Origin of the sequence: Vibrio sp. 10N.261.54.E10, from assembly GCF_002877735.2 — a bacterium.
Classification (GTDB): Bacteria; Pseudomonadota; Gammaproteobacteria; order Enterobacterales; family Vibrionaceae; genus Vibrio; species Vibrio crassostreae_C.
Genome location: NZ_MCXE02000004.1, coordinates 14010 through 27820 on the forward strand (window position 1 = coordinate 14010; position 13811 = coordinate 27820).

At 45.4% G+C, this 13811-nt stretch carries 5 protein-coding genes and 5 pseudogenes; 5 read left to right on the forward strand and 5 right to left on the reverse strand.

From position 1 onward, the window contains the following. Positions 1-100 precede the first annotated feature (100 nt). The 5 genes and pseudogenes from BCU07_RS22485 to BCU07_RS22505 form a co-directional block, all read right to left on the reverse strand. A complete protein-coding gene (locus tag BCU07_RS22485) occupies positions 101-4678 on the reverse strand; it encodes an Ig-like domain-containing protein (protein WP_413286184.1) in 4578 nt (1525 codons plus the stop codon). A gap of 876 nt (positions 4679-5554) precedes the next feature. Continuing rightward, positions 5555-6445, reverse strand: a pseudogene (locus tag BCU07_RS22490) (RNA-guided endonuclease TnpB family protein). Between the two features lie 465 nt (positions 6446-6910). Beyond that, entirely contained in the window at positions 6911-7420 is a 510-nt protein-coding gene (locus tag BCU07_RS22495) for a hypothetical protein (protein WP_102258285.1), read from the reverse strand. A 1578-nt stretch (positions 7421-8998) separates the two neighbouring features. Continuing rightward, positions 8999-9482, reverse strand: a pseudogene (locus tag BCU07_RS22500) (integrase core domain-containing protein); the annotation flags it as partial. Between the two features lie 884 nt (positions 9483-10366). Further along, positions 10367-10482 (reverse strand): annotated as a pseudogene (locus BCU07_RS22505) (IS3 family transposase); the annotation flags it as partial. A 384-nt stretch (positions 10483-10866) separates the two neighbouring features. Between BCU07_RS22505 and BCU07_RS22510 the strand changes: the two are divergent. From BCU07_RS22510 to BCU07_RS22530, 5 genes and pseudogenes are all read left to right on the forward strand, one after another. After that, a complete protein-coding gene (locus BCU07_RS22510; RefSeq protein ID WP_016800044.1) occupies positions 10867-11694 on the forward strand; it encodes a CPBP family intramembrane glutamic endopeptidase in 828 nt (275 codons plus the stop codon). 320 nt (positions 11695-12014) lie between these two features. Beyond that, positions 12015-12407, forward strand: a complete 393-nt coding sequence (locus tag BCU07_RS22515; protein WP_016800045.1) for a Rid family detoxifying hydrolase — start codon at positions 12015-12017, stop codon at positions 12405-12407. Between the two features lie 272 nt (positions 12408-12679). Next, positions 12680-13042: a hypothetical protein gene (locus BCU07_RS22520; RefSeq protein ID WP_016800046.1), complete on the forward strand. Its 363-nt coding sequence runs from the start codon at positions 12680-12682 to the stop codon at positions 13040-13042. A gap of 106 nt (positions 13043-13148) precedes the next feature. Continuing rightward, positions 13149-13382: pseudogene (locus tag BCU07_RS22525) on the forward strand (prevent-host-death family protein); the annotation flags it as partial. Then, a pseudogene (locus BCU07_RS22530) lies at positions 13373-13602 on the forward strand (type II toxin-antitoxin system RelE/ParE family toxin); the annotation flags it as partial. The pseudogenes BCU07_RS22525 and BCU07_RS22530, both read left to right, overlap by 10 nt. Between the last annotated feature and the right edge of the window lie 209 nt (positions 13603-13811).

The window sequence follows — 13811 nt, forward strand, 5'->3', positions numbered from 1 at the left end:
TATTAAAGTACCTGCCAAGCACTTTATTAAAATCACTAATATAACCACCTACCGAGGTAGGTGGTTTTGAGAGAGAAATCTAAGACTCAGACGTTTGCCGCTAAGGAACAGAGACACACGATGCGTAAAGATAGTCGTCGCTCGGCATAGTGAGCCCAGAGTGACCATTTCTGAGAGATATATTGGCATAGCCCGGACCACGAGACGTTGATGTCCAGTAATTTATCCTGACTGCCCAGCCACGAGCAGTAAACATATTTCCATTTGTGTTGAATAGTCCCCTTAACTCATTCACAGTAGCTAAACGCCAGTTGGTTCGTCCTGCAATACTCTTGGAATTATATGTGTCACACAATGAATCTGCGTTATTCCAATCGAAAATATAGAAATCCCCAGTAGGACCTGAAGTTCCTATTTCTTGTGTAAAACCTTTATTTGTACTGCCTCCTCTACTATCTAGGAACGTTTTGGATGGTGAATTTGTAAACAATTTCCCACTACCAGTATCGAAGATGTCAAGACATGAAGCTCCCGTACTCCTACATGCATAGACATCCACGTCCACTGTGTTACTGGTGACTCCGTCTAGGAAAGCCTCAACCGTCGTGGTGGCGACTGTGTCCCCAGACAATAAACCAGTAGGCGTGACCGTTGCTGTCTGTGGTTCATCCGGTGTCCACGTGACCGAACGGCTGACATCTGATGAGGTCCCATCACTGTAGGTCGCTGTTGCAAGTAACTGTTGTGTTTGACCTTTCGCGACTAAGACCTGTGAAGGCGTGACGGTGAGCGAGGTGACGATGGCATTGGTCACCTCCACGTCCACTGTGTTACTGGTGACTCCGTCTAGGAAAGCCTCAACCGTCGTGGTGGCGACTGTGTCCCCAGACAATAAACCAGTAGGCGTGACCGTTGCTGTCTGTGGTTCATCCGGTGTCCACGTGACCGAACGGCTGACATCTGATGAGGTCCCATCACTGTAGGTCGCTGTTGCAAGTAACTGTTGTGTTTGACCTTTCGCGACTAAGACCTGTGAAGGCGTGACGGTGAGCGAGGTGACGATGGCATTGGTCACCTCCACGTCCACTGTGTTACTGGTGACTCCGTCTAGGAAAGCCTCAACCGTCGTGGTGGCGACTGTGTCCCCAGACAATAAACCAGTAGGCGTGACCGTTGCTGTCTGTGGTTCATCCGGTGTCCACGTGACCGAACGGCTGACATCTGATGAGGTCCCATCACTGTAGGTCGCTGTTGCAAGTAACTGTTGTGTTTGACCTTTCGCGACTAAGACCTGTGAAGGCGTGACGGTGAGCGAGGTGACGATGGCATTGGTCACCTCCACGTCCACTGTGTTACTGGTGACTCCGTCTAGGAAAGCCTCAACCGTCGTGGTGGCGACTGTGTCCCCAGACAATAAACCAGTAGGCGTGACCGTTGCTGTCTGTGGTTCATCCGGTGTCCACGTGACCGAACGGCTGACATCTGATGAGGTCCCATCACTGTAGGTCGCTGTTGCAAGTAACTGTTGTGTTTGACCTTTCGCGACTAAGACCTGTGAAGGCGTGACGGTGAGCGAGGTGACGATGGCATTGGTCACCTCCACGTCCACTGTGTTACTGGTGACTCCGTCTAGGAAAGCCTCAACCGTCGTGGTGGCGACTGTGTCCCCAGACAATAAACCAGTAGGCGTGACCGTTGCTGTCTGTGGTTCATCCGGTGTCCACGTGACCGAACGGCTGACATCTGATGAGGTCCCATCACTGTAGGTCGCTGTTGCAAGTAACTGTTGTGTTTGACCTTTCGCGACTAAGACCTGTGAAGGCGTGACGGTGAGCGAGGTGACGATGGCATTGGTCACCTCCACGTCCACTGTGTTACTGGTGACTCCGTCTAGGAAAGCCTCAACCGTCGTGGTGGCGACTGTGTCCCCAGACAATAAACCAGTAGGCGTGACCGTTGCTGTCTGTGGTTCATCCGGTGTCCACGTGACCGAACGGCTGACATCTGATGAGGTCCCATCACTGTAGGTCGCTGTTGCAAGTAACTGTTGTGTTTGACCTTTCGCGACTAAGACCTGTGAAGGCGTGACGGTGAGCGAGGTGACGATGGCATTGGTCACCTCCACGTCCACTGTGTTACTGGTGACTCCGTCTAGGAAAGCCTCAACCGTCGTGGTGGCGACTGTGTCCCCAGACAATAAACCAGTAGGCGTGACCGTTGCTGTCTGTGGTTCATCCGGTGTCCACGTGACCGAACGGCTGACATCTGATGAGGTCCCATCACTGTAGGTCGCTGTTGCAAGTAACTGTTGTGTTTGACCTTTCGCGACTAAGACCTGTGAAGGCGTGACGGTGAGCGAGGTGACGATGGCATTGGTCACCTCCACGTCCACTGTGTTACTGGTGACTCCGTCTAGGAAAGCCTCAACCGTCGTGGTGGCGACTGTGTCCCCAGACAATAAACCAGTAGGCGTGACCGTTGCTGTCTGTGGTTCATCCGGTGTCCACGTGACCGAACGGCTGACATCTGATGAGGTCCCATCACTGTAGGTCGCTGTTGCAAGTAACTGTTGTGTTTGACCTTTCGCGACTAAGACCTGTGAAGGCGTGACGGTGAGCGAGGTGACGATGGCATTGGTCACCTCCACGTCCACTGTGTTACTGGTGACTCCGTCTAGGAAAGCCTCAACCGTCGTGGTGGCGACTGTGTCCCCAGACAATAAACCAGTAGGCGTGACCGTTGCTGTCTGTGGTTCATCCGGTGTCCACGTGACCGAACGGCTGACATCTGATGAGGTCCCATCACTGTAGGTCGCTGTTGCAAGTAACTGTTGTGTTTGACCTTTCGCGACTAAGACCTGTGAAGGCGTGACGGTGAGCGAGGTGACGATGGCATTGGTCACCTCCACGTCCACTGTGTTACTGGTGACTCCGTCTAGGAAAGCCTCAACCGTCGTGGTGGCGACTGTGTCCCCAGACAATAAACCAGTAGGCGTGACCGTTGCTGTCTGTGGTTCATCCGGTGTCCACGTGACCGAACGGCTGACATCTGATGAGGTCCCATCACTGTAGGTCGCTGTTGCAAGTAACTGTTGTGTTTGACCTTTCGCGACTAAGACCTGTGAAGGCGTGACGGTGAGCGAGGTGACGATGGCATTGGTCACCTCCACGTCCACTGTGTTACTGGTGACTCCGTCTAGGAAAGCCTCAACCGTCGTGGTGGCGACTGTGTCCCCAGACAATAAACCAGTAGGCGTGACCGTTGCTGTCTGTGGTTCATCCGGTGTCCACGTGACCGAACGGCTGACATCTGATGAGGTCCCATCACTGTAGGTCGCTGTTGCAAGTAACTGTTGTGTTTGACCTTTCGCGACTAAGACCTGTGAAGGCGTGACGGTGAGCGAGGTGACGATGGCATTGGTCACCTCCACGTCCACTGTGTTACTGGTGACTCCGTCTAGGAAAGCCTCAACCGTCGTGGTGGCGACTGTGTCCCCAGACAATAAACCAGTAGGCGTGACCGTTGCTGTCTGTGGTTCATCCGGTGTCCACGTGACCGAACGGCTGACATCTGATGAGGTCCCATCACTGTAGGTCGCTGTTGCAAGTAACTGTTGTGTTTGACCTTTCGCGACTAAGACCTGTGAAGGCGTGACGGTGAGCGAGGTGACGATGGCATTGGTCACCTCCACGTCCACTGTGTTACTGGTGACTCCGTCTAGGAAAGCCTCAACCGTCGTGGTGGCGACTGTGTCCCCAGACAATAAACCAGTAGGCGTGACCGTTGCTGTCTGTGGTTCATCCGGTGTCCACGTGACCGAACGGCTGACATCTGATGAGGTCCCATCACTGTAGGTCGCTGTTGCAAGTAACTGTTGTGTTTGACCTTTCGCGACTAAGACCTGTGAAGGCGTGACGGTGAGCGAGGTGACGATGGCATTGGTCACCTCCACGTCCACTGTGTTACTGGTGACTCCGTCTAGGAAAGCCTCAACCGTCGTGGTGGCGACTGTGTCCCCAGACAATAAACCAGTAGGCGTGACCGTTGCTGTCTGTGGTTCATCCGGTGTCCACGTGACCGAACGGCTGACATCTGATGAGGTCCCATCACTGTAGGTCGCTGTTGCAAGTAACTGTTGTGTTTGACCTTTCGCGACTAAGACCTGTGAAGGCGTGACGGTGAGCGAGGTGACGATGGCATTGGTCACCTCCACGTCCACTGTGTTACTGGTGACTCCGTCTAGGAAAGCCTCAACCGTCGTGGTGGCGACTGTGTCCCCAGACAATAAACCAGTAGGCGTGACCGTTGCTGTCTGTGGTTCATCCGGTGTCCACGTGACCGAACGGCTGACATCTGATGAGGTCCCATCACTGTAGGTCGCTGTTGCAAGTAACTGTTGTGTTTGACCTTTCGCGACTAAGACCTGTGAAGGCGTGACGGTGAGCGAGGTGACGATGGCATTGGTCACCTCCACGTCCACTGTGTTACTGGTGACTCCATCTTTAGTGGCTGTGATCTTTATAAATCCTAACGCTTTGCCAATTAATTGTCCCGGTTCTACAAAATATCCAATGTTCTTGTTATTAGAGCGCCAAATGCTTAAATCAGTTAGCACCTTTGAAGAGTGATCAGAATAATAACCTACTGCGACGAAAGCTTTTTTGTTCCCCTTCCTCATCGTTAATTTACTTGTTCCCCGAATTCCTGATGAGGAGACGCTAATATCGATCCGTTCTAATGTTATTGCTGGTTTTACATCAACCTCTTCTGACAATTCTAAATTACAACCTGCCAAGAAGAGTATAATTAATATAGAAAGGGAGATAATTTTATTCATGGCTATAGCTAGTATGGTTATAAATTAAAAATGATTCTTATAAATTCGATTAATAGCAGAGGAAATGACAATCATTTAAGATAATTAATCAATTATTTAACATAAAGCAATGATTTTATATTTTTAATTAATTATCTTTATTTATAAATATAATCATGAATAAACCCTGTATTTCGCTTTCAAATAGTACTAACTTTAGCGTTTAAAATTGGCAGATAATTAATTAAAAATAAATAATAAAAATCCCCCCCCATACAGTATTGATAGTGTTAACGTATTTTAACTAAAGAGAAAGAGCTGAGCTCAGCTGCAAGGAGATTATCAACAATGGTTTATCAATGGGCAGTATTTCGTCATCAGCATCCTATTTTCGGGGGAGGATGTGAACTATTTGTTGTCCTGCTCGCTTTTTTATCAATAGCCTTACCTCTAATATGTGAAGAAAGCTTATTAATACTAGGAATATCTTTAGGACTTGCCATCATCTGCTTTACTCTATTTTTACTTTTTGCCCAAAGTGACAAGATCCGAAGGTCTATGCCTAGCTAGAAAAATGCTATTAAGTCCTTAAAAAACTAGGAGCTCTTCCCTCGTTTGCTTGGGTTTTCAGCATATCTATCTAAGTGACTACTCACCGCCTATTGGGCGATGCTTCTTATTTCGTTAGCCATTGCTCGATAGTATCAAGACTTACGCAGCTTCCATAAGCAGAGACGATTATCCAACCGCCTTTAATTCTAGAAGGCCTTTATCACGGATATTAAGGGCGGCGTTTAAGTCACGATTTATGTCTGTAGTGCCGCCTGATGGACAATCCCACTTGCAAACCGATAAGGGCATTTCTTCCACTTTATGACCGCAACAACAGCACGTTTAGAGCTTGCGTCCCACTGATTTAGTTTAACTAGATATTTGCCTTGCTCTTTTAGTTTGTACTCCAACTTAAAGACAAAACTATGCCATGAGGCGTCCGCTATGTGTTTCGCCAGTTTGCGGCTTTTCATCATGTTTGTTGATTTCAATGTCTCAATTATCACCGCTTGGTTTTCGTCAACGAGAGTTCGAGAAAGCTTATGTTGAAAATCAGCACGAGCGTTAGCCACTTTTTCGTGGCATTTGGCAACGAGCAATCTAGTTTTTGCTCGATTGGCACTGCCTTTTGCTTTTCTAGATAGCTGACGCTGCTTTCGTCTGAGATTCTTCTCAGCACGTTTTACAAATCTTGGGTTAGCTGTCTTTCTACCGTTCGATTCAATAGCAAAATGAAATAGACCTAGATCAATACCAGTTACCTTGCTTAACGTAATGCTCTTAACCTTGCCTACAATCTCACGGTGATTATTCGCCTCTACAGGCTTTATTTTCGGGAGTTTGATGCACCATCAAAGACTTTTACACCAACACAGTGATAGCTCGATTGCTTACCGTGTCTACGTTTGAATGTGGGTACTTGGCTTTCAACTTCGGATTAAAGAAGTTATCAAAGGCTTGGTGACGATTGAGTACAGATTGCTGCAAGACGGTTGAATCATCTTGCTTCAACCAGTGGTATTTACGCGATTTCTTGGCAACTGCAAGTAGTGGCTTGATGTCCTTTTTAGGATTCAGTAAGTTTTGAAAAAATCACCACTCCAAGACAAAGTTGCTTGGTAGTTACAATACGCATAATCGCCTGGTGCTCACAAAGAGCAAAAGCGTTGCTCGTATAACAAACCCGAACCGATTGAATGCCGAAAACGACTGGAATATCGAAACAAAATTCAGACCTATTGATGGCCTTACCTTATGAGGGTTTGATGCCGTCGCGCATCAGCCGACCTTAATCGTTATACAGACAAGAGAGTAAACCTTTGGCCGACGCGCGATGCTCGGAGGTTGTTTCTGTCGTCTTTTCCGTTTTCTTCGCATAGGCGTCGTCTTCTCGCATTTGTTTAATGGTGGTAGCACAGTCACACACTCTGATACTCACCCCTCCCCCCGGTGCCTTTAGTATTAAGAAGTCGATTGAATTCACCCAAATCACGTGCCTGGATATGTCAGAGGAAACCGTAGAACGTATTTTCATGTGACCCTCTAAACGCCAAAACGCACATCAAAACAAAACCCTGAGCACTTAAACGTCCCCTCCTCCGTTTGCACGAATCGCAACGCTGGAAACACAGACCCGTAAGTGGTGTACAGAATAATGTGATCCGCTCGCTCGTGAAGAAACCATTCACCAAAGCCAGCGCCATTTAATTCAATGAAAAAGTCACGGATTTCATGGAAAGCAAAACGACGCGACACCAATTGCGGAAACTGCTGCTTGATAGCTTCAACGAACCCTTGGCCTTTTAACGACGCGATATCAGCCTGTTGCTCTGGCGACTGACGACGACTGAACATTTTTAAACGCTGGATTTTGGAAACCCAATCAGACTTTCTTTTCGCCTCATCACGACACTTTTTGACTTGATAGCGCAACTTCAAGACCGCCAAAGATCTAGAGACATCATTTTTTGGTGAGCTTTCGTGCCCAGCGGCGAAACGCTGGTCGCTGAACTTTGATTTAGAGAGAGTTAGGCTTGAGTGTCGTTGTACCATGAGGAGTTTCCTTTCTGTTTGAGTATCACTTTTATGGAGCCGCTTGGCTGTCCGGCAAACGTTCTTGGTTCTCAAGGACAAGGGCGCGAAGCGTTCATATACCCTTGTCATTGGGGTTCAGAACGATCACGGTTAACAGCCTGTGAGCCCATCAAATGATGTGAGTCGAAAGGGAAATAGGCACATAAGACAATAAGCCTTTACTCGAACTTAATTAAAGTCAGTGAAAGGAGTGAGGAAGCGCAAGCGTTCTGGCCACGCCTTCGAAATAGGACGTTCTTCATCTCAAAGCCAGCCTCAGACAATTCTAGAGGGGTGATGAGGCTACCTTTTGCTCCGGTAAAGTGATTAGCTAAACAAACGAGGTCTTCCACGATCACCTTGCTTGGTCCGTTGCCATTGTTGGATCACTTTTTCATCAATCCAAAATGTCAGCCGACCCACGATTGCAGGGGTTGGGGTGTAGATTTAACCACACTGTATTTACATTAATATCAAATTTCTCTTTTACAGGGGTCCTGTCACCCCCAAAATACAGGCTAAAAATAACAATAATCTAAACTTTCTTATCTTGCTATCGCTTCAATTAATGCCAACCCACCACCTAATCGCAAAATTTTTGATTTAAAAGACTAGTAAAATCAAAGAAATGTCATTCTCAATACTCGATTGGACTCACTTGTAAGGAAAACATAATTGATAGTTAATTTATTAGTATTCGGTCTGCATTAAGAGTTAGGTGGAGCCTCGTTTAACTGATTTTAATCAAAGGTAGTAATATATGTACACAAGGACAAGAATACTGTTCTATTTGAGTTGTTTTTTTCTCTCCTTTAATGCTAGAGCGATCGATTTATCAAATAGTTACGTGACATTTTATGAGGGACCACAATTGAGTGATCAAGCATTTCTCTACCCTATACTTAGAGAGAAAGATACTCGGGAGCTCACCTATCTTGATGACCTCATTTTAGATTCTCTGAGAGGTGGGAAGTTGGGTTATCAATATTTTGATTCCGGTGGAACGAGCGCAACTTGTCAGGGGTCCAGAGGTGGTTTCATACCAATAGGCAAGAAAACCACCGTAAGAAATCTTAGAGTCCCGTCTTGCTACAACAGCTTAATCATGCGTACGCGCTTATGTCTTTATGACAAGGACAACAAGTATATTGGAGGAAATTGTACAGACTCTTACTATGGCCATACTTTTAATCCTTTAACAGAGAAGCCTAGTGACTATAGGTACAAGAAAAATGGGACGTTTGAGGGATGTGAGTTGAACCCGGTAAAAGTAAAGCTAAGTGACATCTATGAGGATTCGGCTTTAGCCCCTGAGGCAATACATACGTACTTTCCTATTGGAACTTGTCGCGCGGTGCATTTAGAAAGTCCTGACTATAAAAGTTTTACCTCGATTCTCTCTCAGATGCATCCTAAAATATATAAGCGCTTAGGACCTAAGTGCACAGTTCTAGAAACTGAACCAGTGTCTCTAGCCCATACTAATGGGACAGTTATTCATCCTAGTATCAAACCTACAAAAGTAGGTTGCTTATAATTTTTTGCTATGTGTAGTGGTCAACTGAAATTGGCCACGGTTTTAGAGGGTACCCAAGACAATCTCTCTGATTCATTAGGTGTGAGGCCACCATTATAGTGATGTGGCCTCAATTGGCTGTAATAGCCAATGATGTATTGGATAATTTATTGTTGAGCCTCAGAAAAGCTACGATAACCTACTGTTGGGATCCACTCCGTCTTTAAGCTTCTAAAGAAACGTTCCATTGGAGCATTCTCCCAGCAATTTCCTCGTCGAGATAAACTTTGTTTTATCTGAAAACGCCACAGTAACTGACGATATTTTCTACTCATCTAGTGACTATCTTGCTCGCTGTGGAATGTAGCCCCTTTAGGCTTTCCTATACTGATGTCTCGGTAATTGACAGCTAATCGAACCAAGCGTTTTCATTAGCTTTGTTGCTAGATAACGGCTCAGAGCTACGCCTTGATTTATCACCAGATCAGCAATAGTTCTCGCTCCCGAAGAGCCATTGCTTACCGCTGCGGTCCTCACCTCGCTTGCGGTCACCCCCTCATAAATTCCGTTGTGGAAGGTCATTAATGGCGACGGCAACATACAGCGATAACACTTCATACGATGTAAGCGATTCCTTGACGTGGACGTCGAATGAGCTGAGCACGGCAACGATGACACCTACTGGCTGGTTGTCAGGGGTTGCGGTTGGCAGCACGACAGTCACGACAGCTGAAGATGGAGGCATCACCACTCACACAATCGACGTGAATGTGTTCACATGTAGAGTTACTGGATCTTCATGTCTTGAGAGCTTCGATACTGGGAGTAGGAAGATGTTTATCAACTCACCATCAAAAATATTCCTAAATAGCCTCGGCGGAGAAAATATTGGTTTTACAAAAAAAAGGAGTTAAAAGGGTTATTTAATACATACGGTAATATGTTTATCGTGCGAGTCTAGGCGCTCAGGATAAATTACTGGTCAGGGACGAATCGAGGTCCTGGTTTGAGTGTAAGACTCAAAAATGGCAGCGAAGGAACCAGTATGCCAGACAACGAGTTTTACGCCCCCTGCGTCTCAGACCCTTCACGGTTGAACCCTCGCGCTTGTGATTCTAGCCCTAAACCACCGACTAAAGTAGGGGGTTCTTTGTATAGTTTTGATGTCTTCCCAACCTCGCCCCTTTTTTCATCCCAGTCTTCATAGCAACTAGAATCAATAGCTCTAGGGTGACCACGTTCCAAGAAAGCGGCGCAATCTCGCGTCATAAGCACCGCCTCCAGCTCCCCGTATTTGTTTGAGTAAGATCGGGAGCACTTATCTCTACGCACGTTTTTGTCTTGCATGAGACCTCGACTTGCTTTGCTCTGAGGCTGATACAAGTATAATCCGGACAAATGAGCCAACCTAAATGTTCAGGCGTCCTAAGTGAGACTTTCGGAGTTTTTCCTGGCGTTTTGCTTTTAGTTGGCGAACCCACGTAGACTTACCCACATCCATGAATTGGGCTGCTTCAATGACCGATTCAAAAAATTAAATTTTTATTTAATTACCTATAATTAAATAATTAAACCATAGAAAAAACTCTAACATTCCATTCAATTTATTTGGGAAGATAACTCCTTTAAAACCTAAAACATTGGTTTCGCTCTCCAGTTAAATAGAGGGGGAATTTAACTATGAAATTATTAATTACTCTTCATAAGGTTGGAAAATTTTGGGGGGTAACCCTAGGCCGTGGGATTAAAAGCTAGCTCCCAGATTCGCTTGATAGAGTGCACCTCTCTTGCAAAGGGCTCGTTATAGTGAGCCTTACCAGCGCAGCACGTTCGCGAAGTGAGCTTAAACGACCAACATGATAAAAGCGGTAAAAACTGCCTTATGGTTATTAATTTTTTGGAGTTTACGATGCGGTTAATGATTTCAGCTGTGGTGGTGGTTTACATAGGCTATTTCTTTCCAAGTTATGTCCTGCTTGATTACTACCTGAGCATTACCCGAGAGTGGGCATTAAATCCGACTTTGGATCGAGCACTCTACTCTGCTTTCGCCTACTATTTTCTACCTGTTATCGCTTTTTTCGTGCTATTTGTTAGTGCTCGGCGAGATAAGCATTGGAAGCAGTACTTAACCTCTTGGCCCAGAAACGTATGTACATGGGGTGAAGGCGCGTTGATATTGATTGGGGTGATTTCATTAAATTCCGTATCAAATTATCTTCAATATATTATTTTTGATTGGTTTTCCCCGGGATCTTGGCAGGCCCAATCCTACAATTTTACCCCTTTATTTTCGGCCTCTGATGGAGTAATTGATTGGTCGAGTGTGTTGCGAAGCGCTCTAGACGGTGTGCTCATTTCTCCCGTGATAGAGGAGCTCCTGTTTCGTTATTTGTTGTTTGTTATTTTCAGGTCCATTTTTGGGGTTACTAACGCCGCATTACTCTCAAGCTTAATATTTGCTTCAATACACCAGTGGGCGCTGGACGCATTTATGTCTGGGGCGTTTCTATGTTGGGTCTTTGAGCGATATCGCCGCCTAGGAGTAGTCATTGTCATTCATGCTTGCCATAACCTGTTTATTTTACTTTATGATCTTGTCTATTATTTAAGCACTCAGCTTCACTTTAACCCTTGGGAGGCGGTTGATATTAGTATTATTGCGTTGCAAGTGGGGTATCTAGTGATTTTTTCACTATTTATTGATTATCAGCGTAGAGGGTTTAAGGAGAGGTAAGGTTTATACGGGGCGGTCTACTTTACGCCTTTATTTTAAATTCACTTGGTTGAGTTTTAGCGTGCTTTGGTTGTCAGCCACTTTTCTCCTCCATCATAAAAGTGAAATGAACACTACGCGATTTTCACAATGAAAACAGTGCTGCCAAGAGGGAGTAAGAAAGGATATTTAAAAGTTAGTGAGTGGTCTAAGCAAGCAATTGTCTTGCCTAGCTTCTCCGTTCCCTTCAAATCTCATTTTTAATTATAGTTAAATAATAAGTGTTTTTTTACCCAATCCTATAGCTTTGTTGATTCATCAAAAACCTATGGTTAAATAATATGCGAAAAATAATTGAAACTCAGTCAGCCCCTAAAGCTATTGGCCCATACTCTCAAGGGGTGATTTCTGGAGGGCTAATTTTCACTTCCGGACAGCTACCGCTTCACTCACAATCAGGCTTGATGGTTAAATCCTGCCTTGAAAAACAAACGACTCAATGCCTAGAGAACATGAGAGCCATTTTGCTACATGCGAATACTGATGTGTCAGACGTAGTGAAAACAACCGTTTATCTTACCGATATGGTGAGCTTTTCAATTGTGAATGAAATTTATAATGATTTTTTCATTAAACATGGTGCCAATTATTTTCCCGCAAGAACCTGTATCGAAGTGTCAAAACTCCCTCTCAATGCCATGATTGAGATAGAGGCCGTTGCTGTCGCACCTTAGCCGTTAACGTTTCGTAATTTTTTAGCTCCAGGGTGCCTATGTCGTAATTGTCATCAACAGCGCGAAAAATCCGAATGAGAGCATATTTGGTACGCTTAACTACTGAGCAAATTGATTCCTTAAAATCAAACTTAGATAGTACCTTCTATTGGTTTCAAGAAGGTACTGTGCTCAACTTCCTTGCGATAGCAAAATTAAAGAGCATGTTGTAGAACTACTAAAACATCGAAAATAAGACACCTAACAAGGCCATCTATACCTCAGGAGGAAAAATGGAAAAGGTCATCCGAGAACTGGCTAAAGAAGTAGGTCGAGTTATTCAAAAACCAGAAATGAAAACTGACTTTGTAATCAAAGGTCTCGGCATACGAAGAGGTGAAGAGGCGTTAATCTATCGTATTCCCTCTCATTCTAAAAAAGCGTCTTTCTATGAAAAAGGAGTGACTCTCTCTGAATTCCAGTTCGCTTACGTACATTTAAAAGAATCGGGTTATTTTACGAGAGCTTGGTTTAATAAAAACCTCTCTGCTTGTGCAAAAGAAGGGGCGTGCAATTTTACAACAATAGGCGGGGTTTTTAGCATTTTAGGTGTGGCAGAATACACCTCAAAGGCGACCTATCAATTAAAGGCATAACAAACTGTTTAGTGTAACTCCCAACGCTTTGCATTTCTCTCCACTAAACTTACTAGACTCAAGTGATTCAATAGTATCACTTGAGTCTTCTGTTGGAGTCCTTCTCATGAAAGTCGAGCTTGTTACTTCCCTTAAGCGTCAAGCGACCAAAACCCTCACAGACCTAGCCAGTGCTGTTCACCGAACATGGGACCCCCTCTACGTATCTGGTTGATGTGGACACCAGTTTATGCAAAACCGTTTGGCTATTCTCGAAGGGCTTGCTGGCGGTGAACTCGCAATCTCAAAGGCAAAGCACTGGGTCCTGATGAAGCAAGGAAAAATGTCAAAATGGCTGAAGGGATTTGGAGTGAGCCCGCGTTATCGACTCTCAATAATTCGCGGAATACATTGCCCTTGAAAACCTGCTCGCTGCCAAACAACTCGTTCAAAACATCTTCGAAAGAGTCGAACGCCTCAGCTAATTTCCCGAGTCTGGGCGTCTTCCTCCTGATCTTAAACACCTCAATTCTCGTGAATTCGTGGTTAATCCTTGCCGTGTTTTTTACCAAGCTAAAGGTGTGCATCTTTAGTTCAGCTGAACTAACCGTTGAACTAAAAACGTCTCAAGACGCTCTTGAAGTACTCGACCGTGATCAGTTTACCTTAATGAACGACCCCACGGCTATACGGCTGAGACGGGAAAAATTATCGTTATAAAACAAGGCAAAGTGACGTTTTCTGTTGAGGCCCAGAGGCTCATCAGCCCGTTATTAACTATCACGAACAC